General features: G+C 52.4%; 27 protein-coding genes and 1 tRNA gene. 20 read left to right on the top strand and 8 right to left on the bottom strand.

What is annotated here, in order from left to right:
- Positions 1-61: 61 nt before the first annotated feature.
- Positions 62-874, bottom strand: a complete 813-nt coding sequence (locus A0W33_RS08815; protein ID WP_068837812.1) for a glycogen/starch synthase — start codon at positions 872-874, stop codon at positions 62-64.
- A 124-nt stretch (positions 875-998) separates the two neighbouring features.
- On the opposite strand from A0W33_RS08815, the gene panC reads away from it, so the two are divergent.
- The 7 genes from panC (at position 999) to A0W33_RS08850 (ending at position 6,876) form a co-directional block, all read left to right on the top strand.
- Positions 999-1,853, top strand: a complete 855-nt coding sequence (gene panC / locus A0W33_RS08820) for a pantoate--beta-alanine ligase (RefSeq protein ID WP_068837813.1) — start codon at positions 999-1,001, stop codon at positions 1,851-1,853.
- A gap of 96 nt (positions 1,854-1,949) precedes the next feature.
- Positions 1,950-2,297: an aspartate 1-decarboxylase gene (gene panD / locus A0W33_RS08825; protein ID WP_068837814.1), complete on the top strand. Its 348-nt coding sequence runs from the start codon at positions 1,950-1,952 to the stop codon at positions 2,295-2,297.
- 9 nt (positions 2,298-2,306) lie between these two features.
- Positions 2,307-3,353, top strand: a complete 1,047-nt coding sequence (locus tag A0W33_RS08830) for a lysylphosphatidylglycerol synthase transmembrane domain-containing protein (RefSeq protein WP_068837815.1) — start codon at positions 2,307-2,309, stop codon at positions 3,351-3,353.
- Entirely contained in the window at positions 3,337-3,825 is a 489-nt protein-coding gene (gene rfaE2 / locus A0W33_RS08835; RefSeq protein WP_068837816.1) for a D-glycero-beta-D-manno-heptose 1-phosphate adenylyltransferase, read from the top strand. Before A0W33_RS08830 ends, rfaE2 begins: the two co-directional genes overlap by 17 nt.
- 21 nt (positions 3,826-3,846) lie before the next feature.
- Entirely contained in the window at positions 3,847-4,524 is a 678-nt protein-coding gene (locus A0W33_RS08840) for a zinc metallopeptidase (protein ID WP_068837817.1), read from the top strand.
- Positions 4,525-4,650: 126 nt separating this feature from the next.
- On the top strand, positions 4,651-5,790 hold the full coding sequence (locus tag A0W33_RS08845; protein WP_068837818.1) for an acyl-CoA dehydrogenase: 1,140 nt from the start codon (positions 4,651-4,653) through the stop codon (positions 5,788-5,790).
- Positions 5,791-5,949: 159 nt separating this feature from the next.
- Positions 5,950-6,876, top strand: a complete 927-nt coding sequence (locus A0W33_RS08850; RefSeq protein WP_068837819.1) for an AraC family transcriptional regulator — start codon at positions 5,950-5,952, stop codon at positions 6,874-6,876.
- Here the strand turns inward: A0W33_RS08850 and A0W33_RS08855 are convergent.
- The 3 genes from A0W33_RS08855 to A0W33_RS08865 are packed head-to-tail and all read right to left on the bottom strand — an operon-like array spanning position 6,859 to position 8,592.
- On the bottom strand, positions 6,859-7,626 hold the full coding sequence (locus A0W33_RS08855; protein ID WP_068837820.1) for a geranylgeranylglyceryl/heptaprenylglyceryl phosphate synthase: 768 nt from the start codon (positions 7,624-7,626) through the stop codon (positions 6,859-6,861). The two genes, A0W33_RS08850 and A0W33_RS08855, sit on opposite strands and share 18 nt — an antisense overlap.
- On the bottom strand, positions 7,616-8,215 hold the full coding sequence (locus A0W33_RS08860) for a hypothetical protein (RefSeq protein WP_068837821.1): 600 nt from the start codon (positions 8,213-8,215) through the stop codon (positions 7,616-7,618). The genes A0W33_RS08855 and A0W33_RS08860 overlap by 11 nt, the downstream gene beginning before the upstream one ends.
- Positions 8,212-8,592 carry a phage holin family protein gene (locus tag A0W33_RS08865; RefSeq protein WP_068837822.1) on the bottom strand — a complete coding sequence of 127 codons (381 nt, stop codon included), beginning with the start codon at positions 8,590-8,592 and terminating at the stop codon, positions 8,212-8,214. Before A0W33_RS08865 ends, A0W33_RS08860 begins: the two co-directional genes overlap by 4 nt.
- A 157-nt stretch (positions 8,593-8,749) precedes the next feature.
- On the opposite strand from A0W33_RS08865, the gene A0W33_RS08870 reads away from it, so the two are divergent.
- Positions 8,750-9,856: a DnaJ domain-containing protein gene (locus A0W33_RS08870; protein ID WP_071890028.1), complete on the top strand. Its 1,107-nt coding sequence runs from the start codon at positions 8,750-8,752 to the stop codon at positions 9,854-9,856.
- 188 nt (positions 9,857-10,044) lie between these two features.
- On the opposite strand, the gene A0W33_RS08875 is transcribed toward A0W33_RS08870, so the two are convergent.
- Positions 10,045-10,371, bottom strand: a complete 327-nt coding sequence (locus tag A0W33_RS08875; RefSeq protein ID WP_068837823.1) for a DUF6122 family protein — start codon at positions 10,369-10,371, stop codon at positions 10,045-10,047.
- A gap of 477 nt (positions 10,372-10,848) precedes the next feature.
- Positions 10,849-10,921 (bottom strand) — tRNA-Phe (locus A0W33_RS08880).
- Between the two features lie 166 nt (positions 10,922-11,087).
- Between A0W33_RS08880 and A0W33_RS08885 the strand changes: the two genes are divergently transcribed.
- The 4 genes from A0W33_RS08885 (at position 11,088) to A0W33_RS08900 (ending at position 15,930) form a co-directional block, all read left to right on the top strand.
- On the top strand, positions 11,088-12,464 hold the full coding sequence (locus A0W33_RS08885; RefSeq protein WP_068837824.1) for a (Fe-S)-binding protein: 1,377 nt from the start codon (positions 11,088-11,090) through the stop codon (positions 12,462-12,464).
- Positions 12,465-12,589: 125 nt separating this feature from the next.
- Complete coding sequence (locus A0W33_RS08890) at positions 12,590-13,408, top strand: (Fe-S)-binding protein (RefSeq protein WP_068837825.1); 819 nt, start codon at positions 12,590-12,592, stop codon at positions 13,406-13,408.
- Positions 13,409-13,477: 69 nt separating this feature from the next.
- Entirely contained in the window at positions 13,478-13,960 is a 483-nt protein-coding gene (locus A0W33_RS08895) for a hypothetical protein (protein ID WP_068837826.1), read from the top strand.
- Between the two features lie 26 nt (positions 13,961-13,986).
- Positions 13,987-15,930: an OmpA family protein gene (locus A0W33_RS08900; protein ID WP_068837827.1), complete on the top strand. Its 1,944-nt coding sequence runs from the start codon at positions 13,987-13,989 to the stop codon at positions 15,928-15,930.
- Between the two features lie 254 nt (positions 15,931-16,184).
- On the opposite strand, the gene A0W33_RS08905 is transcribed toward A0W33_RS08900, so the two are convergent.
- Positions 16,185-16,736: an outer membrane beta-barrel protein gene (locus A0W33_RS08905; RefSeq protein WP_068837828.1), complete on the bottom strand. Its 552-nt coding sequence runs from the start codon at positions 16,734-16,736 to the stop codon at positions 16,185-16,187.
- A gap of 240 nt (positions 16,737-16,976) precedes the next feature.
- Here A0W33_RS08905 and A0W33_RS08910 point away from each other — a divergent pair, with 240 nt between their 5' ends.
- The 3 genes from A0W33_RS08910 (at position 16,977) to A0W33_RS08920 (ending at position 19,944) form a co-directional block, all read left to right on the top strand.
- Positions 16,977-18,146: an AIR synthase related protein gene (locus A0W33_RS08910; protein WP_068840023.1), complete on the top strand. Its 1,170-nt coding sequence runs from the start codon at positions 16,977-16,979 to the stop codon at positions 18,144-18,146.
- A gap of 267 nt (positions 18,147-18,413) precedes the next feature.
- Complete coding sequence (locus tag A0W33_RS08915) at positions 18,414-19,100, top strand: outer membrane beta-barrel protein (protein WP_172798103.1); 687 nt, start codon at positions 18,414-18,416, stop codon at positions 19,098-19,100.
- 70 nt (positions 19,101-19,170) lie between these two features.
- Positions 19,171-19,944, top strand: a complete 774-nt coding sequence (locus A0W33_RS08920) for a DUF4476 domain-containing protein (protein WP_068837830.1) — start codon at positions 19,171-19,173, stop codon at positions 19,942-19,944.
- A gap of 127 nt (positions 19,945-20,071) precedes the next feature.
- Here the strand turns inward: A0W33_RS08920 and A0W33_RS08925 are convergent, their stop codons facing one another.
- Positions 20,072-20,572 carry a DUF4293 domain-containing protein gene (locus tag A0W33_RS08925; RefSeq protein ID WP_068837831.1) on the bottom strand — a complete coding sequence of 167 codons (501 nt, stop codon included), beginning with the start codon at positions 20,570-20,572 and terminating at the stop codon, positions 20,072-20,074.
- 66 nt (positions 20,573-20,638) lie between these two features.
- On the opposite strand from A0W33_RS08925, the gene A0W33_RS08930 reads away from it, so the two are divergent.
- The 5 genes from A0W33_RS08930 (at position 20,639) to A0W33_RS08950 (ending at position 26,187) form a co-directional block, all read left to right on the top strand.
- Positions 20,639-21,838, top strand: coding sequence for an acetyl-CoA C-acyltransferase (locus tag A0W33_RS08930; protein ID WP_068837832.1), 1,200 nt, complete (start codon positions 20,639-20,641; stop codon positions 21,836-21,838).
- 150 nt (positions 21,839-21,988) lie between these two features.
- Positions 21,989-22,369 carry a hypothetical protein gene (locus A0W33_RS08935; RefSeq protein ID WP_139237138.1) on the top strand — a complete coding sequence of 127 codons (381 nt, stop codon included), beginning with the start codon at positions 21,989-21,991 and terminating at the stop codon, positions 22,367-22,369.
- A 70-nt stretch (positions 22,370-22,439) separates the two neighbouring features.
- The gene (gene truA / locus A0W33_RS08940) at positions 22,440-23,192 is read left to right on the top strand and encodes a tRNA pseudouridine(38-40) synthase TruA (protein ID WP_068837834.1); all 753 of its coding nucleotides are present in this window, start codon (positions 22,440-22,442) and stop codon (positions 23,190-23,192) included.
- 710 nt (positions 23,193-23,902) lie between these two features.
- A complete protein-coding gene (locus tag A0W33_RS08945) occupies positions 23,903-25,672 on the top strand; it encodes an ABC transporter ATP-binding protein (protein ID WP_068837835.1) in 1,770 nt (589 codons plus the stop codon).
- The gene (locus A0W33_RS08950; protein ID WP_068837836.1) at positions 25,669-26,187 is read left to right on the top strand and encodes a GyrI-like domain-containing protein; all 519 of its coding nucleotides are present in this window, start codon (positions 25,669-25,671) and stop codon (positions 26,185-26,187) included. Before A0W33_RS08945 ends, A0W33_RS08950 begins: the two co-directional genes overlap by 4 nt.
- Positions 26,188-26,268: the final 81 nt, after the last annotated feature.

Below are 26,268 nucleotides of genomic sequence, written 5' to 3' on the forward strand. Positions count from 1 at the left end.
AGCTTTTGTGCCTGCCAGCGTCTTGCCTAAATGCAAACAAGAAGGGAGGCTGGGAATAGCATTACTTGCCCAACTCGTTATAGAGGTTATAGTAATTGTCCAGAAGCGTTTCATCAGCGGAAACGGTGCTGATGGTTTTCTTCTTCATATAGTCGTTGAACAGGGCATTGATGTTTTCGCTGAAGTCTTCGTTCGTCTTGATTACCGCATCAGCATACTCCATGCCGCACTTGATAAAGCCATCGCAATCACCAGACTCGAGCTCTTTCAACATGCTGTCATCAATGTCCAGCATCTTCACCTTCTCCAGCAGGTCAGCATCAAACTTGTGCGTGTAGTTGTTGTTGTACACCGTGAACATCGACTTGGCGTCTTTGAAGATCGGGTCTTTTTTGTAGGTGGTTTTCAGGTACATCGGGATCAGGCCTGTCATCCAGTCGTTGCAATGCACGATGTCCGGAGCCCAACCCAATTTCTTTACCGTCTCCAGCACTCCTTTGCAGAAGAAGATGGCACGTTCGTCGTTGTCGCGGTGAAATTTGTTGTTTTTGTCCACAAAAACTGACTTTCTGTGGAAGTAGTCTTCGTTATCAATAAAATAAACCTGTAGTTTCGCATTCGGAATAGAGGCTACTTTGATAACCAAAGGCTTTTCGTCGTCGCCCACAGCAATGTTGATGCCCGATAGGCGTACCACCTCATGCAAACGATTCTTGCGCTCGTTTATCAGGCCAAACCTTGGAACGAAGATACGGATCTCCATCCCGCGCTCCTGCATACCCTGTGGCAGCGTCTGTAGAAACTCTGCTACTTTAGTGGTTTGGAGGAAGGGATTGATTTCGGTGGCGGCGTAGAGGATTCGCAATTTTGACATGGGTATGAGGTTAAAATTAATAAGCAACAGTAATGGGACGTGCAAAATTAGTATTTTTTATTCTAATTTTCAATTTAAAACGGTATAACTTACTTTTGCCGGCTTCACATTTGCATACAAACACATGGAGGTAATACAGCAGGTTAACATCATCCGGGAGCGCACCAACGCACTTCGAAGCAGTGGCAAAAGCATCGGTTTTGTGCCTACCATGGGCGCTCTTCACGAGGGACACCTGCAACTGCTACGGGCCTCCGTACAGCAAAACGACGTAACCGTTTGCAGTATCTTTGTTAACCCGACACAGTTCAACAACCCGGACGACTACAAACTATACCCCCGCACCATGGAGCAGGATGTGGCGCTGCTGCAGTCAACGGGCTGCGACATCCTTTTTGCCCCGGTCGCTGCGGATGTATACCCTCAACAGCCGCTTTTGCAGTTTAGTTTCGGACCGCTGGAAGCCGTGATGGAGGGCGCCCACCGGCCGGGGCATTTTAACGGGGTGGCCACCATCGTGAGCAAGCTTTTCCATATGGTGCAGCCGCACCGCGCATACTTCGGGCAGAAGGACCTGCAGCAGGTGGCCATTGTAAAGCAACTGGTGCAGGCGCTAAGCTTTGATGTGGAGTTGGTGCGGTTTCCAACAGTGCGCGAGGCCGACGGGCTGGCCATGTCGTCGCGCAACAAACGTCTGAACCCGGAGCAGCGGCAAACTTCGGCGGTGCTGTACGAGGCGCTGCAACAGGCAAAGGAAAAGCTTGGGAGGCAATCGCTGGCAAGTATAAAAGCCGAGGCAGCGGCTTATCTTCAAAGCAAAGGCAGAGTAGAGGTGGAGTACTTTGAGATTGCGGACGCCGACACGCTGCAGCCCCTGGAGCAGGTGGCGCCGGGGCAGGAGGTGGCGCTGTGCATTGCGGCTTTCGTTGGCCCCGTTCGCCTGATCGATAATATGCTGGTGAATTTAAACGAAGTATAAATTGTTTCGCTAGCGTACGCCTACTAAGCTGCTTTTGCTTTGGTAGTTATTATGCCGGCAATTATATAACTTCGCGCCCTGTTACAAAAGTATACCATGTATATTGAGGTTTTAAAGTCCAAGATTCACCGTGTTAAGGTAACACAGGCAGAGTTGCACTATGTGGGAAGCATCACAGTAGATGAGGACCTGATGGATGCCGCCAACATTGTGGAGAATGAGAAAGTGCAGATCGTTAACATCAACAACGGCGAGCGCTTCGAAACATACGTGATCCGGGGAGAGCGTGGCACTGGTACTGTTTGCCTGAACGGCCCTGCCGCCCGCAAGGTGCAGGTAGGTGATATCATCATCCTGATCTCCTACTGCAGCATTAAGTTTGAAGACGCCAAAAGCCACACGCCAATGCTTGTGTTCCCCGACCAGCACAACCGCCTGGTGTAGCATCCTTTCATGAAGAAACTGTTCTCTTTTCTGAAGTATGCCCTGCTACTGGGTGTATCTGCATTTTTGATGTGGTACGCGCTAAAGGAGCTGGATTTTCAGCAAATGTGGGCAGAGCTTAAAAGCGCCGAGTACGGTTGGGTGATGGTGTCGCTGGTGATGGGCGTGCTGGCGTACCTGAGCCGCGCCATGCGCTGGCAGATGCAAATCAGGCCGACCGGCTACAATCCTCCGCTTCGGAATACTTACAATGCCATGATGGTGGGCTATGTGGCTAACCTGGTGTTGCCGCGCATGGGCGAGGTGGTGCGTTGCACCATGCTGCGCCGCTCCGATGGACTGCCTGTTAACACGGGCTTCGGAACGGTGATAGCCGAGCGCATCATCGACATGCTCATGCTGCTGCTGGTAATAGGGCTTACTTTCCTGGTCGAGTTTGGCCGCATCCACGATTTTTTCCTCAACCTCTTCACCGACAAGTACACCAACCTGGAGCAAAGCGTAAATACGTTTTACTGGCTGCTGTTGGCACTGCTGGTTTTTACGGTGGTGCTGGTGGTGGTGGCGCTGCGCTATCTAAGCCGACTGCGCAAGAACACCTTTTTTCAGAAAGCGGTGAGCTTTGTGCGGGGCATGCTTAAAGGCGTTTTCAGCATTACTAAGTTAGAGAATAAAGCAGCTTTCTGGGGGCATACCCTGTTTGTTTGGTTGATGTACTACAGCATGACACTGGTTGTGTTTTACGCCTTGCCGGCCACGGCTGGCTTAGGGTGGGGCGCTGCCCTTTCGGTGCTGCTGGCCGGAACGCTGGGTATGGCGGCGCCGGTGCAGGGAGGCATAGGCGTGTACCACCTGATGGTACAGGCAACACTGCTGCTGTACGGCGTGCCGGCAGAGTCTGGTATGGCCTACGCATTGCTGGCGCATACGTCGCAAACGCTTTTGGTAGTTGTAATGGGAGTGATTAGTTTTATGGCAGGTATGCTGCAGCGCCCGGAGCAGGGCGCGACGCAGCCAATCCATACAAACGCACGATCCCATGAACTCAAAAGATAAGATCTACTCCCTTCCGCAACTGCAGGAGCAGGTGCAACGCTGGCGCGACCAAGGCCAGAAAATCGTTTTCACCAACGGCTGCTTCGACCTGCTGCATCTGGGCCACGTCGATTACCTGGAGAAGGCCCGTCAACTGGGCAACAAACTGGTGCTTGGCCTGAACACCGACAACTCCATCAGCCGTATAAAAGGACCGAGCCGGCCACTGCAAGACGAAATGTCACGGGCACGCATTATGGCATCCCTTTTGTTTATAGATGCAGTAGTGCTCTTCGATGAAGATACACCGCTAAACCTGATCACTGCGCTGCAACCGGACATACTGGTAAAAGGCGATGATTACGCGGTAGATCAGATTGTGGGGCACGAGGTAGTGGAGGCACGCGGGGGCGAGGTGAAAACTGTTCCGCTCGTAAAAGGTTACTCTACTACCAACATCGTAAAAAGGATAGAGAATTCAATTAAGTCTTAACAAGAGCAAGTATAAAAAACAATGGGTATATACATTATCGTTATCGCGTTTATGCTTTTGAGTATGGGTGTAAGTGCCCGTTTGAAAAGCAAGTTCAAGAAGTACTCCCAGACGCCGCTAAGCTCTGGCCTGACGGGCCGTGAGGTGGCGGAGATGATGCTGCATGACAACGGCATTACGGATGTGAAGGTGATGTCGGTGGCGGGCCGCCTGACAGACCACTACAACCCGGCTGACAAAACCGTGAACCTAAGTGAGTATGTGTACGAGGCGCGCAGCGCCGCCGCCGCCGCCGTGGCTGCCCACGAGTGCGGCCACGCCGTGCAGCACGCCAAGGCGTACAGCTTCCTGAAGTTTCGCTCGGCCATGGTGCCTGCGCTAAGCATCGCCTCGCGTTACATGCAGTGGATTATCCTGATCGGTATCTTCATGCTGCAGACAACGCCTGTTCCGTTAACAATAGGTGTAGCGCTGTTCGGCCTGACCACGCTCTTCAGCTTCATTACGCTGCCGGTGGAGTTTGACGCCAGCAAGCGTGCCCTGGCTTGGATTGACGAGCGGGGCATTGTAACGTCGCAGGAGCATGGCATGGCAAAGGACGCCTTGAAATGGGCTGCCTTAACCTATGTGGTGGCGGCTTTGGGCTCACTGGCTACGCTGTTGTACTACGTGTCGTTGCTGATGGGCCGCCGCGACTAGTGCCGGTGTATTATCCTGAGATGAAGCTATAAAAAGCGCCGCCTGCAGCTGCAGGCGGCGCTTTTTGAATTTCATAATTTTGCACTCAATTAATTTTAGTTAAATCTTTCCTATAGATAAACACGCATGAATTTTCAACTAACTGAGGAACATCTGGCCGTACAGGCTGCCGCCCGTGATTTTGCACAAACAGAGCTTTTGCCCGGCGTAATAGAGCGCGATGAGCACCAGAAGTTCCCTGCCGAGCAAATCAAGAAAATGGGTGAGCTGGGCTTTATGGGTATGATGGTAGACCCGAAGTATGGCGGCGGCGGCATGGACACCGTTTCCTATGTACTGGCGATGGAGGAAATCTCTAAGGTGGATGCCTCTGCCTCTGTGGTGATGTCGGTAAACAACTCGCTGGTGTGCTGGGGCCTGGAGCATTTCGGCACGGAAGAGCAAAAGCAGAAGTACCTGACAAAGCTGGCGACCGGTGAAATAATCGGTGCGTTCTGCCTGTCAGAGCCCGAAGCCGGATCTGACGCGACCTCACAGCGCACCCTGGCCGAAGACAAAGGCGATTACTACCTGCTGAACGGCACCAAAAACTGGATCACGAATGGCAGCACGGCATCGGTATACCTGGTAATTGCCCAGACCGACGTGGAGAAAGGCCACCGCGGCATCAATGCCCTGATTGTGGAGCGTGGCATGGAGGGTTTTGAAATAGGATTGAAGGAGAACAAACTCGGCATCCGCGGCTCTGACACGCACTCGCTTATGTTCACGGACGTGAAGGTGCCGAAGGAGAACAGAATCGGCGAGGACGGCTTTGGCTTTAAGTTTGCCATGCAGACGCTTGCCGGTGGGCGTATCGGTATTGCCTCTCAGGCATTGGGAATTGCCTCCGGTGCCATGGAGCTTGCCCTGAAGTACTCAAAAGAGCGCAAGGCATTTGGTGTGGAGATTGCAAAGCACCAGGCAATACAGTTTAAACTGGCCGACATGGCTACCAACATCGAGGCCGCCCGTATGCTTTGCCTGCAGGCAGCTTACCACAAAGACCAGCACATGGATTACACCAGATCCGGGGCAATGGCTAAGCTATATGCCTCTAAGGTGGCCATGGAAACGACTGTGGAAGCAGTGCAAATTCACGGCGGTTACGGATTCGTAAAAGAGTACCATGTAGAGCGTTTGATGCGCGATGCCAAGATCACACAGATCTATGAGGGAACATCAGAGATACAAAAAATAGTAATTTCGAGAGATTTGCTTAAGTAAAATTGGCACTAATATCCTGTGGTTGTGTGTTTTAGCATATAGATAGTCTTTATTGAATTAAAATTTATTTTTCAAACGTAATTTGAATTTTATAAAGATATCCTTAGCTTTAGGCCAAAATTAAAGGGATTTAGTATAAAAGTTAGTTGGTTAACACACATGGAAGATTACAATAAGATTATTGAATCGCTTGGGGTGCGATTCATTAAAAGTAAAAATCTAGTGTTGCAACAGCCGTTTACGGTGCGCAACTACTATGATGTAGGCAATAATCTGATCCTGCTCCACAAGGGCAGCATCTTCTTTGGCGACGAGGAACAAATGGTAGAAGAAGGGGAACTTCTATTCGTTCCGGGTGGCCGAAGCACAAAGATTACCTACGGTCCGTCTAATGGTGGCAGATCCATCACAAACGACGACCTGATCACGAACAGAGAGAAGTTCTACAGAAGCAATAACGATCTGGACCTGATTGGCGATGCGGAAGAGAGCCACAGCTATGTAAGTTTCGAGGCGAAGGTATTCGACTCGGTTAACTTCTTTGCTTCGCTTGACCTGCCCGCCTTCCTGATCTCTAACAACAACAAGCTCGCCAACCTGGTGATTAAAGTGGTGGAAGAGAACATGCAGGAACTGCCGGGCAAGGAGCGTTTGATCAACCTCTACACCGAGCAGATCGTGGTGGAGATTGTGCGCCACATTCTGAGAAACAGAATGTTTGTGGAGCAACTCGCTACAAACAGCACGTACTTTAAGGATCCGCGCCTCATCGACCTGTTCAACTACATTAAGGAGAATATCGGTGGCGACCTGTCAAACAAGGTGCTGTCGAATGTAGCCAATGTGTCGGAGGATTATGTAGGCCAGTACTTCAAAATGCTGACAGGCATCAACCCTCAGGATTATATTGAGTACCAGCGCATGGAGCGTGCGGTATTCCTGCTGCGCACAACCAAGAAAAGCATCCGCGAGATCGGTAAGGAAGTCGGTTACAAAGACACGGCTTACTTCTGCCGCCGCTTTAAGATGATGTTCGGTATACCTGCCGGCAAGATGCGCCGCCGCGAATCAGCGACGAATATCTAAGGTTACGTTATACGAAGAGACAAGGGAAGAGACCTCGGCCAGAAAGCCGGGGTTTTTTTCTATGTGGTTGCCAATCACGATCACGTCAGCGCCAGCCTCCAGTGCGATGGCTGCTTTTTCGGTGTTGTTGATGCCTCCGCCCACTACCAGAGGCAGGTCCACAGCTTCGCGCACGGCTGCAATCATTTCGGGTGCAATGGGTTTTTTAGCACCGCTGCCACCATCCATATAAATGTACTGCAGGCCCAGCAACTCACCAGCCATGGCGGTGCAGGCGGCAATGGCCGGTTTGTCGTAAGGTATGGGCATAGTGCCGCTCATGTAGGAGGCGGTCGTTTGCCTGCCGGTATCAACCAGCATATAGCCGGTAGGGTACACCTCGAGTCGGCTGGCCTTTAGCATGGGGGCCGACACTACGTGCTGGCCGATGAGAAAATCCGAATTGCGGCCGGAAATGAGGGAGAGCAGCAGAATACCGTCCGCCTGCGCGTCGATGTGCTGGCTGTTGCTCGGGAAAAGGATAACGGGAATGGTACTGTGCGCCTTGAGCAGGTGGATAATTGCCGCCTGGTTCTGGGAGGTGACAAGGCTTCCGCCAACGAAGAAAAAGTCCACCGGGTGGGTTTCGCTAAGGGCAATAAGGTTCAGGCAGGAAGCCTCCGTCAGGTTGTCGGGGTCGAGCAGAACGGCAAAATACTTCCTGCCTGCACTATTGGGCTTTGTGTTTGCGTAAACGTGTTTAAAAGGCATCCTTCTCCGGAACGATATACTCAGTTGTCTCTATTTCTGTGACCTCTACCACAGGCGTAGCTGCAATATCGTCATTTTCAGAGACACTCTGTAAGTAATCCTCCAGCTTTTTAGTTGCGTATACCACTACCAGCGCCAAGGCCTGTTGCTGCAGCGCCTTGCCCACGCTGGAGGTCAGAAAGCTGCCAGCCTTTTTTTTAGCGCTTTGCTGCTCTTCCCGCTGCTCCACCTGCTCGGTTGGCATGAAAAACTCATCGTCCTGCTGGTGGTAGATCACTGTTTTGTCGCGGGAGGCAGAGGCGCTCGCAATATGCATGTCCGACAGGTCGGCATCGTGCTTTTTGCCTCTCTTCTTGCGGTTTTTTTCCGCTTTAGATTTCTCCTTGTCCTTGCCGCCGCCCGAGAACATGCGCTTTACCAGCAGGCCCGCCAGCAGCACACCGCCGGCCATAGCCACTTTCTTGCCAATTTCCTGGCCCTGGCTTTTGATCTGGTCCACGTCGCCCATCAAGGCATTTTTATACTCTTCTTTTTGTCGTTCCAGGAACTCGCGTTCGTTGTCAAACAAAGGGTTGGTTAATTCGCTCATACGTGTTTTTCTCGTTTGTCAGATTTATAGATGGTGTTGTCAAAAGCCTTATCGGCCACATTGTTGAATACCTTTTTATCAAGCCCTATTATAAGTATAATGAGAATGATCAGGTAGAAAAGCGCGATGATGCCGAAGCCCCAGAAGTGGCTGTCGAGGACATCGTTTAGCAGCAGGCCCAGGAAAATATTGAAGAAAATAAAGAACATGAAGCCAATCACGCCAAGCAGCACGCCGTGTATGGCACTTACAAAGACAGCTTTTAGCTTCTCTTGTATTTCCAATCGTATAATGTCTATGCGGGTATCAATGTACCCCATCATGTTCTCGATGATGTTGTTGCTGCGTTCGCTGTTTCCGTTATCTTGTAAGGCCATAGTTTTTGTTAGCTTTATTTTGATGCTTTTTTTGTATACGGGCGTAGTTATAAAAATATACGCAAAGTATATATGAATAAACCTGTAGTACGGAATTTGCTGTTTATTGTCGGGTTTTAGTTAAATTTAAAACTAACCATTTAGGATTTACCCCTGCTTGAGCGCTACTTATTACACTATACTTGGCATTAACCCCACGGCCTCGGCGCAGGAAGTGAAGGCGGCTTACAAGCGGCTCGCGCTGAAATACCACCCCGACCGCAACCCGGGGAACGCACACGCCGAAGAGCTGTTCAAACTCGTGAACACCGCCAACCAAACCCTGTCTGATCCGGGCAAGCGGGCGCTCTACGACATGCGCCTGCAGTACCAGCGTGAGCAACAGCGAAGGGCTGTGTACCATCAGGCCCACTACGAGCAGAGCCAGCAGTACTACGGCACAAGGCAGCCCGCCGGCGTATCGGAGCGGTACTATAAGCCGAGGCAGCAGGTGCGCCACAACCGCTTCTCCCGCAAAGACTGGTACATCAGCGCTGCTTTTGTGGGTGGCATACTGCTGTTCAGCCTCCTGTTGAAAACAGTGATGGACCACGTGTCAGGCGAAGACAAGTATAAAACCGCCCTGGCCTATATGGCGGACGGGAAGTACAGCAGTGCGCATACCTTGCTGAGCGATGCGATACACTTCATACCGGACCATGCCGGCGCCTACGAGGCCCGTGCCTCCATTAACCTGGAGGTAAACGAGAATTATGAGCAGGCGCTGCGTGACCTGAACCAGAGCATAGCCCTGCAGGAAAAGCCACCGGCGCACCTGTTTTACATGCGGGGGCGCAGCTACAAAAACCTGGAGCAGTACGGGCAGGCAGAGCACGACCTGACCACCGCTCTGCGCCTGAACCCCACCCTTTGGCTGGCCTATCTGAAGCGGGGGGAGGTGCGCCTTTTTTACCTGCAAAAGCAGGAGGCCGCCATCGCAGACCTGACTAAGTTTCTGAGCCAGAGTAGCCCCGGAGAACTACGGGTGGAGGCGCTTACCTACCGCGGGTTCGCCTATTACAGGCAGGGGCAGAGCAAGAAATCGGAGCAGGATTACCGGGCGGCGCTTGCCGAAGACAAAGACAACGGGCGGCTCTACTACCTGCTGGGGCGTACTGAAATGGAACTGCAGCAGCAACCGGATTCCGCCTGTGCGCACTTTTCGCAGGCCTACCAGCTTGGTTATTCTGCCGCCTTGCAAGAGCTGCGCACCAACTGCCCGTAAGTATAAGCTGAAAAAAAATACTTTGCGGCCTGTGTAAGTTACTTAAACGCTGAAGATGCACCAATGTAGGTCCGCAGCAGGGGGTGAATCCCGCTCTAGAGCAGCGCCTAAATGGCACTGGTGCAAAGCCTACAAAGCGGTGCTCCCAAGTATGGCATTGCCTCATCAAGTATAAATTGATGGCTAATTTAAAAGCCCAGGACGTGCTGCCGGTAACAGTCCAGCCAGTCAAGTATGATGTGGATGACAAGGCCGAGCCCTATTAGTCTTGTTTTGGGGATAAAGGCCAGCAGAATGTACAGTGGAATTAGCCAGTAGGCGTGCAGCAGGTGGTAACCGACACTGCACCGGTTGGGGTCCAGAATGCGGTCAGCCAAAAGATGATCCAGGTCTATAAGTAAGCCGGCCAGCATAAGCAGGGTTGCCCGCCTGAACTCGGCCCGGAAGAAAAACCAGGCAACCGCCAAAGGCACCAGTAGGTGCAGAAAGAGGTGAAGTGCAAATCCAAGGTTCATGCTTGATGCAGTTTTTAAAGCTTTTGATGAGGTGCCGCCCCATACGCACACAGCCCAACAACAGAAGTATATGCTATCCGTGCTGCATGCTGAACAGGCTTGAACAGCAGGCCCATTGTCAAGTGTTTTGCCTATACGTAATTTCTTCGGCAGCGGCGCCCGAGGTTTCTGGCAAGCAGCTGTCCCCTTTCGCTGAAGTAAGCGTTCACGAGGTGCGGCGCCTGCAATGTATGCCTTTGTTGCTTCTTTAGAGTTGCGCGGCTATGTTCTGCAGATTTCTGAAGGTGCTGTTGAGGTTCTGGTAAGTGCATGCCCGGAAAAGGAAGGCAACAGACCCGCCGGGCAGCCCGTTAAATGAGCGGCAGCGCTTAAAGGGAGGGCATGTTCTGGACTAACAAAACACTTTGCAGGCTGTTAAATGCAGGAGTAAAGGGGTGTAAAACAGAAAACCCCCACGCTTTGGCATGAGGGTTTTTGTGGTGATGATTGGAATCGAACCAACGACACAAGGATTTTCAGTCCTTTGCTCTACCAACTGAGCTACATCACCAGCTCTTGTTGTGTCCCTTTCCGTAAGGGTATGCAAAAGTAGCAACTAACTTTTAAGGTGCAAACATTCTTGAGAAAAATATTTTAAAATATAGCTTCTGGATACATTTTACGCATAATCCTGCTATATTTATGTACAAATTAGTATGTATAACGAATAATTTGCCGTGGTAATAGGACTGGAAAATATCATCTTCTTAATTGTGGCGGCCATCGGAATTGGCCTTTTTGTGTGGCAGATCAGCAAGATACGCAAGAACGTGCTGATGGGCCGTAATGTGGAGTTGGCCGACAATACTTCAGAGCGCATCAACAAAACTCTTTTAGTGGCCTTTGGGCAGCAGAAGATGTTTAAACGCCCGCTGCCAGCTGTGCTGCACCTGTTTGTGTACGTAGGCTTCCTGGTGATCAACATTGAGGTGATCGAGATCCTGATCGACGGCATCTTCGGCACGCACCGCATACTTGGTTTTGCCGGTATCCTCTACAGCGGCCTGATGTTTATAAACGAGATACTGGCGGCGCTGGTGATTGTTGCCTGCGCCATGTTCCTGTGGCGCCGCAATGTAACTAAGGTGCCACGCCTGTCAAAAGGTGTGGAGATGCGGGCATGGCCAAAGATGGATGCCAACATCATCTTGGTCGTGGAAATCGTGCTGATGCTGGCGCTCTTCGCGTTCAACATATCAGACCTGAAACTGGCGCAGTTGCGTGGCACGCATGTGGCTGGGGCTTACCCAATTAGCTCCCTGTTTGTAAATGCGCTGGGCAGCGATCCTGAGTCCCTGCACATCATAGGCCGCGTTGGCTGGTGGTTCCACATTATCGGCATTCTGGCATTTATGAACTACCTGCCGAGCTCCAAGCACTTCCACATCATCATGGCTTTCCCGAACGTGTACTTCTCTAAGCTGTTGCCGAAGGGTAAGTTTACCACCAACCCGGCTATCACCACAGAAATAAAGGCCATGCTCGACCCTAGCTTTCAGCCGCCGGCCCCGGAGGTAGATGCAGCGGGTAACCCGGTAATGCAGCGTTTCGGCGCCAAGGATGTGGAGGACCTGACCTGGAAGCAGCTGATGGATTCCTATACTTGTACCGAGTGCGGCCGCTGTACAGACGTGTGCCCGGCTAACATGACAGGCAAACTGCTGTCGCCGCGTAAGATCGTGATGGACACCCGCGACAGGATGGAGGAAAAAGGAGAGCACCCGGCTATTTTTGCCCCAAACCACTACAAGGAGATGGGCGTGGAGCGCGTAGACACGACGGAGGAGAATACCTTGCTGCGCGGCTACATTACACCTGAGGAGTTGTGGGCCTGTACTTCCTGCAACGCCTGTGTGGAGGCCTGCCCGGTTAACATAGACCAGCTATCCACCATCATGGACCTGCGCCGCTTCCTGGTGCTGGAGGAGTCTGCCGCGCCGGCATCGCTCAATGCCATGTTCACCAACATTGAAAACAACGGAGCACCTTGGGCCTTCTCCCCGTCAGACCGCTTTAACTGGGCCGACGAACTGTACGTGCCTTCGAAGAATTAAGAATTAAGAATTAGAAATTAAGAATTAACGTAGTTGGGCCAGGGCAATAGGTTGTCGCTGCCATACCTGCAAATTACCAAGTTTTGAGTCTTATGTCTTGATACTTGTGTTTATTCAAAAACCAGATGGAAGAAAATAAAAGATTAGTGAAAGTGCCTACCATGGCGGAAATGGCTGCCAATGGCGAGGAGCCGGAGATCCTGTTTTGGGTAGGCTGTGCAGGCTCTTTCGACGACCGTTACAAGAGAGTGACGCGCTCGTTTGTGCAGATACTGGAGCACGTGGGAACAAAGTATGCTGTGTTGGGCACCGAAGAAAGCTGCACCGGCGATCCGGCCAAGCGCGCAGGCAACGAATTCCTCTTCCAGATGCAGGCCATCACCAACATTGAGGTGCTGAATGCCTACAACATCAAAAAGATTGTAACGGCTTGCCCGCATTGCTTCAACACCATCAAAAACGAGTATCCGGATTTGGGTGGGAACTACGAGGTGATTCACCACTCCACCTTCCTGCAGCAGCTGGTGAATGAGGGCAAGGTGCGCGTGAAGGATGGCGAGAGCTTTAAAGGCCGCCGCATTACGTTCCACGACTCCTGCTACCTGGGCCGCGCCAACGACATTTACGAAGCGCCGCGCGATGTGCTGGCTGCCCTCGATGCCGACCTGGTGGAGATGAAGCGCGTGCGGGCCAATGGCCTTTGCTGCGGTGCCGGTGGCGCCCAGATGTTTAAGGAGCCGGAGCCAGGCAACAAGGACATCAACATCGAAAGAACAGAAGAGGCCCTGGTCACCCTAGGTGCCGGCGAAGGCGTAATTGCCACAGCCTGCCCTTTTTGCATGGTGATGATGAACGACGGCGTGAAAAACAAGGACCAGGAGGACAACGTAAGAGTTTTTGATATTGCTGAGCTGATTGCCCAGGCGGAGGGGCTTTCTAAATAAATTGTTTCATTGTTGTTCTCTACATGTTGTGAGCTGACAATTTAACAAGCAACAATTCAACCATTAACTATGTACATTCCGTTTAGCGAATTGCCCCCACAGGCGCGCCTATGGGTTTACCAGGCCAACCGCCCGTTTACGGAGGCAGAACAGGCTGAAATAAAACCACTTCTGGAGCGTTTTGCTACAGAGTGGAGTAGCCACGGCAAAGGCCTGCAAGCCTCAGCTGAGCTGCTGCACGACCGCTTCCTGGTGCTGGCCAACAACGAGGATGCCACCGCCGCCAGCGGCTGCTCCATCGATGCGTCGGTTAAGTTTGTGAGAGAGCTGGAGCAGCGATTCAGCGTCTCTTTCTTCGACCGCACCCAACTGGCTTTCCTGAAAGATGAGCAGGTGCAGGTAGTGGGGATGCAGGAGCTGAAAGGCAAAGTGGCGGCTGGCGAAATAGATAAGAATACACTATACTACGATACATTGGTCAACAACTACGGAGACCTGCAGCAGGCGTGGCCCAAACCCGCCGGCAACAGCTGGCTCTCCCGGTATTTCTAACGCGGCTAACCTAACCATACGTCTTCATGCCACAACATAAGCCCTTGGCACCACTACTGAAACAGACAAGTGTTCTTTTGCTGTTCCTGTTCTTGCTCGCTTCCTGCGGAGCCGGCAAGTACCTAAGCAAAGGCGACAAGCGCTTTGGCGCGGAAGAGTATGAGCGCGCTATTGAGTACTACAAACAGGCGCTGGAAAGCAGCAAAAGCCCCGGTGAGGTAAACTACAAGATTGCCGAGTCTTACCGCCTCTCCAACCGCATTGCACAGGCAGAGCCCTACTACAAAGCCGCGCTGGATGCCAATTTCAGGAAAGAAGACACCTACTTTTACTATGCGCTGGCGCTAAAGGCCAATGGCAAGTATGAGGAGGCCATGCGCCAGGTACAGGACTACGTACGCGTAGGCACCAACCCGCAGCTTAAATCAATGGCAGCGCGTGAGCTGGAGAACCTGCAGCAGCTGGACGAGATACTGGGCATGAACCAGCGCTATAAAGTAGAAAACCTGGAGGCGCTGAATACGGAAGCCTCGGAATTCGCGCCATACTTGCTGGACAATCAACTCATTTTCTCCTCCACAAGGGGCGCAGGCAAAGAGTACTTGGGCAACGGCGAAGGGTTCCTTGATGTGTTTGCCACGACACTAACCGACTCTGCCGCTGAGATGGGGGGAGCCGTGCATAAGTATGAAGGCATCAACGTGGAGGGACTGCACGATGCGCTGGCCACCTTCACCAACAACGGCGGCACCATGGTATTTGCCCGTGGCAACGAAGGCACGAAAAAAGGCCGCCAGAACGTAGACCTGTTCGTGTCTCAGCGCCGCGCGGACGGCTGGACGGAAGCCAAGCCCATCAGCATAAACGATGCACAGGCATGGGATTCCTCTCCTGCTTTCTCACCGGATGGCAAAACCTTATACTTCTCCTCGAACCGCAGAGGTGGCCTCGGAGGCACCGATATTTATAAATCAACCCTGGATGATAATGGCCGATTCTCTAAGCCAGAGAACCTTGGCCCTGAAATAAACACACCGGGCAACGAAAGCTTTGTATCAGTGGGGCCTGATGGTACGGTTTACGTGGCCTCTGATGGCCTGCCGGGGTTAGGCAACCTTGACCTGTTCCGCATCGAAAATGGCAAGCCTGTAAACATGGGGCAGCCGATCAACTCACCGGGCGATGATTTTGGCATCTACCTGGCTGATGGGCAGTACGGCTTCTTCTCGTCGAATCGCGATGGCGGCAAAGGCGGCGACGACCTGTACCGTTTTGTGAAGAGCGACCGCAAGCAGGTGAATTTCTTTGTAGACGGCACCTTGTTTCAACAGCGTGAGGGCAAAGGCCAGCAGCGCACAGCCGTTGCAAACCATACTGTTACTTTACAGGATGAGCAGGGAAAGCAACTGCGCACCACTACCACCGATGCTAGCGGTCAGTTCACGTTCCCGCTTGACTCTGCCTCCACGTACTTCCTGCTAGCCGAGAAGCCCGGCTTCTTTACGGCCCGCCAGCGCATCACTACCATTGGCAAAATGCCCGCCCAAGATCAGCTAACGCAGGAGGTGAACGATGTGCGCCTGACAGCAACGCTGGTGCTGAACGAGATCGTGAAGGAAAAAGCTATCGTGCTGGAGAACATTTTCTACGACTTCGACAAGGCCAATATTCGTCCGGATGCCGCTTTGGAGTTGGATAAGCTGGTGCAGATACTAAAAGACAACCCGGGCATTTCAATTGAGCTAAGCTCACACACCGACGCACGCGGCAGCGATGTGTATAACCTGGACCTGTCGCAGCGCCGCGCCGAGTCAGCCGTGGAGTACATCATCTCGCAGGGCATCGACCGCTCCCGCATCACAGCCAAAGGCTACGGCGAAACACGCCTGGTGGTGAAAAACGCCAAAACAGAGGAAGAGCACCAGCGCAACAGACGTACAGAATTTAAAGTTGTGCGTATACAGGAGTAATCAGTGTAGCGCTAAAATAGAAGAGAGCCGCATAAGTTTATACTTGTGCGGCTCTCTTTTTTAGGTCTGAATCAGGATCTACAGGATGCCGTTCCTAAAGTTCACAGACCATTTCAGAGCAAGTATGAAATCTGCAATTGCTCAAAAGGCCTCGCGGTGTCTTCAGACCCGTGAGCGTCTGGTGGATCAGCTGCTCCAACGCCCGTTCATCCTGCCAATCCTAAAATCCTGTAAATACTGATTCAAACAACGTTCTACTTCCGCAGAGTATACTTTAACCCGATGCCGAAGGTGCTGGCACGAGAGCCGTTAACGGCATCAAAGGAATGGGTATTGAAGCCGGTAACAACGTAGCGGTAATCCAGGGAAACGGCCAGCGGCAGCTTGCGGAAGGCATATTCCACGCCCACAGAGCCTAACAAAACAGCATGCGTCTCCATGACCTGCCTCTCTCCAAACCGATCTTTTGTACTACCGACGGCACCGATGCCCAGACCAGCGTAAGGGCGCAAGCGGCTTGAGGTGAGTAACTGCGGCTGCCAGAGGTAGTGCAGGGAGGCCTGGTAAGCACCTTGGTAATTCCACTGGCCCACTTGTAGCTCCAGGGCAGACTGCGGACGGATAAAATGCTTGATCCTAATTTCAGGAGTGAGGCCTGAGGGACCAGCAACTGAAGCACGAAAGCCGATGGAGGTATTGTAGGGTGCGGTTGCCTGTGGTTTGGAAGTAGGCGTGTCTTGTGCCAGCGCGGGAGTGGCAAACAGGGCGATGGCCCCCAGTAGCGGGAGCAGGAGTTTGTTTTTCATAGCTACGTTTAGTTATTGTTATACTTCTATATTTACCGACCCCTATAAGTATAGAAACGTTGCATGTGCTGCGGGTTTGTCTCTGCCAGTTGATGCTTGTTATTCAAAGACTCCGGCTCCTGCTGCGGGCCTCCTGTGTCTCCACAAGTATAGCGGGGCATCTAAATAGCCGAATAAATGGCCTTTGCTGTCGGGAATGCCATTCCGTTTCTTAAATTTGTAGGCAAACCATCCAGAGCTATGGAAAATAGATATTTGCGCCGCGGCGTTTCCGCTTCAAAAGAAGATGTGCACAACGCCATCAAGAACATCGACAAGGGGCTTTTCCCAAAGGCATTCTGCAAAATCATACCTGATATACTTACCGGCGACGAGGCGTACTGCGCCATCATGCATGCCGACGGCGCAGGTACCAAATCATCGCTGGCTTACATGTACTGGAAAGAAACCGGCGATCTGAGCGTGTGGAAAGGCATTGCGCAGGACGCTGTAGTGATGAACACCGATGATTTGCTGTGCGTGGGTGCCACCGATAACATCCTGCTGTCCTCCACCATTGGCCGCAACAAGAACCTGATTCCGGGCGAGGTGATTGCAGCCATCATCAACGGCACCGAAGAAGTGCTGCAGATGCTGCGCGACAACGGCATGGGTATTTACAGCACCGGCGGCGAAACGGCTGACGTGGGTGACCTGGTGCGTACTATTATTGTAGACAGCACCGTAACCGCCCGCATGCGCCGCGACGAGGTGATCTCAAACCATACAATTCAGCCTGGCGACGTGATCGTGGGCTTCGCGTCTTTCGGCCAAGCCACGTATGAGACGGAGTATAATGGCGGCATGGGCAGCAACGGCCTTACCTCGGCCCGCCACGATGTGTTCCATAAGTACCTGGCAGCCTCTTACCCCGAAAGCTACGACCATGAAGTGCCCGCCGATTTGATCTATTCGGGCAACTGCCGGCTGACGGATGTGGACAAGGAAACAGGGATGGAGATTGGCAAGCTGGTGCTATCACCAACCCGTACCTACGCGCCCATCGTGAAAGCCATTCTGCAGGAGCACCGGCAGCACATCCACGGCATGGTGCATTGCAGCGGCGGGGCGCAGACTAAGGTGCTGCATTTTACGGATAAGGTACACATCATTAAAGACAAGCTGTTCCCGGTGCCGCCGTTGTTCCGCATTATTCAGGAGCAAAGCCAGACGGATTGGAAAGAGATGTACAAGGTCTTCAACATGGGCCATCGCCTGGAAATCTACCTGCCGGAGGAGTACGCGCAGGACTTGATAGACATCTCCCAAAGCTTTGGGGTGGAGGCGCAGATCATCGGCAAGGTGAAGAAGAGCGACAAGAACGAACTTACCATTCGCAGCAAGCAGGGCGAGTTTCATTACGAAGGCTAAGCTACTTTATACTTATACTTTACAAGAGCCACAGGCACCGCGCCTGTGGCTCTTTTGTTTGAGGAGCTATGGCTCAAGTATAGCGTAATCTTGCTGCCCCTATCTTTTAGGGGCAACCATGGCAGGCTTGAAGGTTATGCAGGGTTAGCGTTTGCCTGACCACATGTTACAAACTGGGTTAAAAATACCTTGTGTTTATACATTGGTTTTTCGATGTTTAGGGAAACATACTTAGTTCCATCTACTTACGAAAACAAACATCTGCTCGTGAAAACACTACTACTGTCCCTTCTCCTCTTATTATCCGCGCTAGCTGCAGCAGTGCAGGCACAGCCAACTGCCAAAGACACGACCGAGGCCAAACGATTCTATATTGGCGCTACCGCCACCACAATGGGCTATAACGTCAAGTATAGGGAGGAGCCCAAAGGTGGGGACATTCATACCCGCGGCGTGCTGAACATGGGCTACAGGCTGAGCAAAAGAGCAAGGGTGCAGGTAGGGGTATCGTACGGTACAGCTAATACATACAATGATGTTGTGTATGTAGAGGCCGAGGACAAGCTGATTTTTTATGATGAGGTGTCCCGTTCCAGGGGTATTGCTGTTCCAATCACAGGGGAGTATATTCTGCTGTATCCTTTCAGGCGGTTGCAACTCTACGGAACGGCCATGCTTACGCCCGTTTACAGCACAACCCGGGTAAAGAAAACAGAACGGCGGGAAGAGGAGTCCACTGTTACGTATGATGAACAGGCCTCAGGCTTCAGTGCGTCGCTGTCAGCCGGGTTTGGCCTCGGCTATCCTGTAAGCAAACGGCTGGACGCTTACTTCAACTACTACATGATCAGTAGGGACTTTCACAGAAACCTGAGGAGAAGAGACGAGTACCCGTACCCGGGGTCTCTGGCAATAGGGCTTAACTACAATTTCAACCTAAAGCGGGAGAAGTAAGGCGCTTTAAGAAAATCAAACTGGCATAATAATTGGCTTTGCTCAAGTATAAGCGAAAACCTATACTATCATGAGAAAGCTTCTACTTCCGTTCCTGCTTGTGCTGCTGGCGTTGCCGGTTTGGGCACAGGCTTCCATACTTACCTTCACTGCCGAGCGCGGCGAATATTTTCAGGTAGCCGTTAATGGGCAAGCCATTAACCGCACCGCCTCCAACTATGTGCGCATCAATCACCTGCGGCCGGGAAGGCATTACGTGGAGGTGAAGGTGAGGAGCCGCCATGGCCTGTACAAAATGGGGCAGCGCGTGTTTGTGCCCGAAGGAGTGGAGGCAAATTACGGCGTGCGCACCATGGGCCGGAGCGGCAAAGCTTACCTGAGGCTGCTCAGCGAAGTACCGCTGGCCCCGGTGGTGGTGGTGCCGGCTCCGCTGCCGCCGCTCTACCCAGATTATCATCGCCACGACGACTACTGCGGCCACGACCGTTACGATGAAGACCGTTACGACCCTGTGCCGCCGCGCCACAACGACGGTTACTACGGCAACTGCCGCAACCTGCTTTCCGGCCGCGAGCTGGAACGCCTCATCGACACCATGCACAGCCGCGACTTTGAGAGCACCAAACTTAGCATTGCCCGCGATGCCCTTCGCAACAGCAGCATCATGGCTGAGGGTCTGAAGCGCCTGCTCCAGCAGTTCGACCACGAGAGCTCCCGGGTGGAGTTAGCCAAGTATGCCTATGAATCGGTTTGCGATAAAGACCGCTTCTACTACATCTACGACATCTTCCGCTTCGACAGCAGCGTGCGGGAACTGGAGGAGTATACTTCCCGAAGAAGATGAGTCGGAGTTAGATAGTTAGAAAGTGAAAAGGCCGCTCTGGAGCATGAGTCCAGAGCGGCCTTTATATTTTATCAGAAGTTGAGTAAAAATTCACTCAATCACTAATTCAAAATTCAATTATTCAAAATTACCTCAACCTGTCCACGGACCGAACCAGGTTTTCGTCGCGCCGGATGAAGCGGTTGGCCAGGGCGTTGAGCAGCAGGCCCAGCACCGGCATAAAGAAGCCGGCCTGGTAGTCGCCGTTTTCGGGGCTGTTTACCATTTCAGCGCCCACGTAGGTGGCGTAGTAGAAGGTGGTGCCTAGTAGGGCAGCAAGTACAAGTGTGTTCAGCAAGCCCATTTTCATCTGGTTCAGGCGGCTTTTAAACTGAAAGATCTCGTATACGGCCACAACCGCGGCGGCAATTGCCAGCATGCCAATGGCAAAAGCGCCCTGTGGCGGAATGGAGCCGGCAGAAGTAGGGTCGCCCGCTGCGTCGAGGAAGTATGACTTGAGGTTCCAGGCAGTGAGCACCACTGTTTCGCCGGAGGTGGCATCTGTGCCCGACCACAGCGGCAGGAACAGCATACAGACCATGGCGATAGCGAGCAGGGCCAGAAATACGGTTTGAATTCTTTGTATCATAGTAGCGTTAATTTAACTTGCAAAGAGATGCAAAATTAGACAAAGACCTGTAAAACTAAAATTTAGATGTACACTGCTTATATAGTTGATATTTTAAGAACACCAGTCGGCAAGTTTGGAGGCGCTCTCAGCAGCGTTCGCCCCGACGATATGGCCGCGCTGGTGCTAAGAGAAATAATGGTCCGCAACCCAAACCTCGACCCTGCCCTGATTGAGGAGGTGGTGCTGGGAGCAGCCAACCAGGCCGGCGAAGATAACCGCAACGTGGCGCGCATGGCCTTGCTGCTGGCGGGCTTGCCGCAGGAAATAGGCGGAGTAACCGTTAACCGCCTCTGTGCCTCAGGGCTGCAGTCCATCATGGATGCCTCCCGTGCCATTAGCTGTGGCGACGGCGACGTATACCTGGCAGGCGGTGTGGAAAGTATGACGCGTGCGCCCTTTGTGATGGGCAAGGCCGAAACCGCTTACAGCCGCACCGCAGAAATTTACGATACTACTATCGGCTGGCGCTTCATTAATGAGAAACTGTCGAAGCTGCACTACCCGTTCGGGATGGGAGAGACGGCGGAGAACGTTGCGGAGCGTTACGGCATTTCACGTGAAACCCAGGACGAGTTTGCACACCAGTCGCAGGTAAAGTATAAAGAGGCGGCAGAGCAGGGCAAGTTCCGCAACGAGATTATACCAGTGGCCATTCCGCAGCGCAAAGGCGACGACATTATCTTTGATACCGACGAGCACCCGCGCCTTTCTACCGTGGAGAAGCTAAACTCGCTCAGCCCAGCCTTTAAGAAAGACGGTTCTGTGACGGCAGGCAATTCCTCAGGTATAAACGATGGCGCGGCAGTTTCTATCATTGTAAGCGAGGAGATGCTCAAGCGCTACAACCTGACTCCAATGGCACGCGTGGTTTCCGCTGCCGTTGCGGGCGTGGACCCGGCCCACATGGGCATCGGCCCGGTAACGGCCACACAAAAAGCCTTGAAACGTGCCGGACTAAGTATAAACGACCTTGACCTGATCGAGCTGAACGAAGCTTTCGCCTCCCAGGCCGTTGCCTGTATGCGCGAACTGGAGCTCGATCCTGCGAAGGTGAACGTAAACGGCGGCTCGATTGCGATTGGCCACCCACTTGGCGCCAGCGGTACCCGCATCTCTGCCACGCTGCTGCACGAAATGAAGCGCAGAGCAGAAGCCCGTTACGGTTTAGCGACCATGTGTGTAGGCGTAGGGCAGGGCGTAGCTGTGATTTACGAGAAAGTATAAATTTATTGTAATATAACAAAAAAGCCCTTCTGTAGCCGCAGAAGGGCTTTTTTGTGGCCGTTGAAAAGTTTGTATCAAATTGCAATATAGCTTGCCGGTTGTTTTGGCACCACGTTTGTAATTACAAGCCTGAACCTAAAAACAACGCGCATGAAAAAGCTACTTACACTCGCATTAATGCTTTCGTTTGCTTTTGCCGGGCAATCTGCCATGGCCCAGGGAAACGGTAACGGCAAGGGAAAAGGTAAAGCCAAGGGGAAGCCATCATTTGTAGATGAAAAGCACCGGGCACATGCCGAATGGAAGCGCGATAAAGAAGAAGAAAAGGAATACAGAAAGCGCACCAAGGCCTACGAAAAAGAGGATGACATCCGTGGCGAGCGCAGAGATGATAAAAAAAGAGATGATGAACGTTGGGAGCGTAGGGAAGATGAGCAGCGCCGAACCGATAGAAGCCGCAGAGACGAAAACCGCTCCATAAAGGATATCATCCTGGATGGTGTTGGGGCCGGACAAGGGCAGCGGAATTAATATCTCTGACACGAAGGGTAAGAAACCCGCAGGCACCTGTGCTTGCGGGTTTTATTTTTATCTTTGCCGCATGCGGTACTTCTTAGAGATAGCCTACGACGGCACCCGGTTTCACGGGTGGCAGGTGCAGCCCAACGCCCTCACGGTGCAGGAGGTGCTGGAGGATTGCCTGGGCAAAGTGCTGCGCGAGCCGATCAGCACCACCGGCAGCGGCCGCACCGACACCGGCGTGCATGCCAGTCAGCAGTTCGTGCACTTCGATACAGCCCAGCAACTGGATCTACAGCAACTAGTCTACCGCCTTAACCGTATTCTCCCGGCTGATATTTCTGCTAGCAACCTGTTTCTGGTGCCAGATGAAGCGCACGCCCGCTACGATGCCTTTGCCCGCACGTACCACTATCACATCACGCTTCATAAAAACCCTTTCAAGAAATACTACGCCTGGTACCACAGCCGTGCACTGGATGTGGAAAAGATGAACGAGGCGGCGGCCATACTTCTACGACAGGAGGATTTTACCACCTTCAGCAAAGTGAAAGGCGATACCAAGCACTACCGCTGCGACATGTATGAGGCGGTGTGGCGTCAGGAGGGAGAGGAACTGATCTTTACCATCCGAGCCAACCGGTTTTTGAGGGGCATGGTGCGCTTGATTGTAGGCACGCTGGTGGATGTGGGCAAAGGCAAGCTAACCGTGCAGGCATTTGAGCAGGCAGTGACAAGTATGGACAGAAGCAAGTCGAGCGGGGCAGCGCCATCCGAAGGCTTGTACCTGGCGAAAGTGGAATATCCGCCATATATTTTGACGCCATCAATATAGTTGAAGTATAAGCGCTGTAGTTTTGGCCTATTCAGGTGAACCCACCCCTAGCCCCTCCGAGGAGGGGAATTTACCTCACCCCAACCCTTCCCTTTATCGAGGGCCCCAACCCCCAAAATAGGAGAGGGAGTGCTGCTTACTGTAGTTCAACCGCCCCCGCCTTATCCAAGGAGGGGAGTTATTCGCAGTAATGTAAACATCCCCCTACCCCCTTCAAAGGGGGACTTAGCCTTCATTGCATAAAAAACTTTTGCTACCTGAACCAATTCCAGTCCTTGGGTTGAGCGCCTTTGGAGTTTTTCGGTCCCGCGGAGCGGGACTGCGATGCGTCAGCGAGCAAAGAAAAGGTCCCAGCGCGATGCCCGAGTACGGGGCCCCGCGGCCGTGAGCGCTCCAAAGCCGGAGGTGAAACAATGGGCATTTGGGAACTAGAGGATGAACGGAAGCTAGAAAGAGTAGCTTGTAAAAAGGTGTAGAAAGCAGCAGCAGTAGCAAGTATAAGTTGCACAAAGAAAGGAATTCGAGGCGCGAAAACAGACTCATGAGCGACTAAAGCGTGTTTTGCCTAAAGTTTTTCCGGGTGCTGTACCTACACATAAATCCTGATCCAAAACCATTAACTTTACAATCGGTTTAACATAGACGCACGTAAAGAAGAAATCGTGTGCGACAGCGTTTATACTTGGATCCCTATTAGCAGAAACAAACTTTTGGAAGATACCCCTAAAAATACAGGTAAAGTATTCGATTCTGATGTGCTGAAGCGGCTGTTTACTTTTGTGAGGCCCTACATCAGAACATTTTACTTTATCATATTCCTCACTTTTGCCTCGGCCGTGCTGGCCGCGCTGCGCCCCTTTCTGATTCAGTACACGGTAGACAACGAGATTCTGAACAACGACTGGGAGGGCCTGAACCGCATGTTCGTAGTTTTGGGCGTGCTGCTGGTGGTGCATGCCATTGTGCAGTACCTCCATACGTACTTCGCAGGTTGGCTGGGCCAGAACGTGGTGCGCGACATCCGCATCAAGCTTTACCGCCACATACTGGACCTGCGCCTGAAGTTTTTCGACCGAACGCCCATTGGTACCCTGGTAACCCGCAACGTGTCGGACGTGGAAACGCTTTCGGATGTGTTCAGCGAGGGACTGGCTGCGATGATTGGCGATATCCTGCAGCTGGTGTTTATACTTGGTTTCATGTTTTACATTGACTGGGAACTGGCCTTGGTAAGCCTATCCACCTTCCCGCTCATGATCATCAGTACCTATATCTTCAAGGAAAAAATAAAGGCAACATTTCAGGAGGTGCGCACGGCGGTGGCGCGGCTAAACTCATTTGTGCAGGAGCATATCACGGGCATGAGCATCGTGCAGATCTTCAACAACGAGAAGCGTGAGATGGACAAGTTCAAGGAGATCAACAAAGAGCACACCCGCGCCAACATCCGCTCGGTGCTGTACTACTCTGTTTATTTCCCGATTGCAGAGATCATCGGAGCGGCTGGCCTGGGTTTGCTGGTGTGGTACGGTGCTTACGGTGTGGTGGAGGACGAAACCTCGCTGGGTACGCTGATGGCCTTTATCATGTACATCCAGATGTTCTTCCGCCCGATCCGCCAGATCGCCGACCGTTTTAACACGCTGCAGCTGGGTGTGGTAAGCACTGAGCGCCTGATGCGTCTGCTCGATAGTAAAGAGATGATTGCCGACAACGGCAGCTATGCCCCCGAGAAGATAAAAGGCAACGTACGTTTCGAGAACGTGTGGTTTGCCTACAAAGACGAAGACTGGGTGCTGCGCGATATCTCGTTTGACGTGAAGGCGGGGCAGAGTGTGGCGTTTGTTGGCGCGACAGGAGCCGGCAAAACCTCTGTTATCAACCTACTCAACCGCTTTTATGATATTAACAAAGGCCACATCATCATCGATGGGCACGACCTGCAGGAGTATGATTTGAGCGTGCTGCGCCACCATATTGGCGTGGTGCTGCAGGATGTATTCCTGTTCTCCGGAAGTATAGCTGACAACATCACACTGGGCAACAAAAACATTACTACCGAACAAATTTGGGAGGCAGCCGATTTAGTAGGTGCGCGCCGCTTCATAGAACGTCTGCCGGGCGGGCTGGATTACCATGTGATGGAGCGCGGTGCCACCCTCTCCGTGGGCCAGCGCCAGCTCATCTCCTTTGTGCGGGCAATGGTGTACAACCCGGAAATCATTATCCTGGATGAAGCCACCTCTAGCGTAGACTCTGAAACGGAGGAGCTGATACAGTATGCCATTGAGCAGCTGATGCAGGGCCGTACCTCCATTGTGATCGCGCACCGCCTGAGTACTATTCAAAAAGCAGACAAGATTATCGTGCTGGACCGCGGCGAGCTGAAGGAGATGGGCAACCACGAAGAGCTGCTGCAGCAAAACGGTTACTATGCGCAACTGCACCAGATGCAGTACAAGAACATGATTGATTTATGAAAAAGCTACTCTATGTAATGGCAGGCTTTGCCATTCTGCTGTTGGTGTTTTATACGTACCTGGGCGGCTTTACAGATCCGGAGGTAACCATTGCCACTTCTAAGCCTATGTATGTGGCGGGGCAGCCGTTTGAGGGCTCTGTGGAGGATGAGGCACTGGGTAACGCGTTTCAGCGGGCGGCACAGCTGCTGGAGCAGAACGAGCTACAGGGCACGCTGGGAAACATCTACTACAACAACCCCGACAACAGCGGCGACAGCATCCGTGCCTTTATCGGCATCATCATACCGGACTCTACCGTGAAATTGCCTCAAGGCTATACGCTGCGCAAAGTGCCGGGTGGCCGTAAGGTGGTGCACGCCGAGGTGAACGCCCGTGTAGCCATGGCGCCCGGCAAACTGTATGAGGCTGTTTTCGATTATGCCAAGGAGCAGAACCTGCAGCTGGAGGAGTATTACGTGGAGTGGTTTCCGGCCGATGACGAGGGCGTGCTGGAGGTGCCCGTAAAGCAGTAGCGCCATACTTGCAAGTATAGATTTATACTATATCTTTGGGTGTAGGGGCCAATGCATGCCATAACCGGCCCCGTAACCATA

The sequence above is a fragment of the Pontibacter akesuensis genome, assembly GCF_001611675.1.
Taxonomy (GTDB): domain Bacteria; phylum Bacteroidota; class Bacteroidia; order Cytophagales; family Hymenobacteraceae; genus Pontibacter; species Pontibacter akesuensis.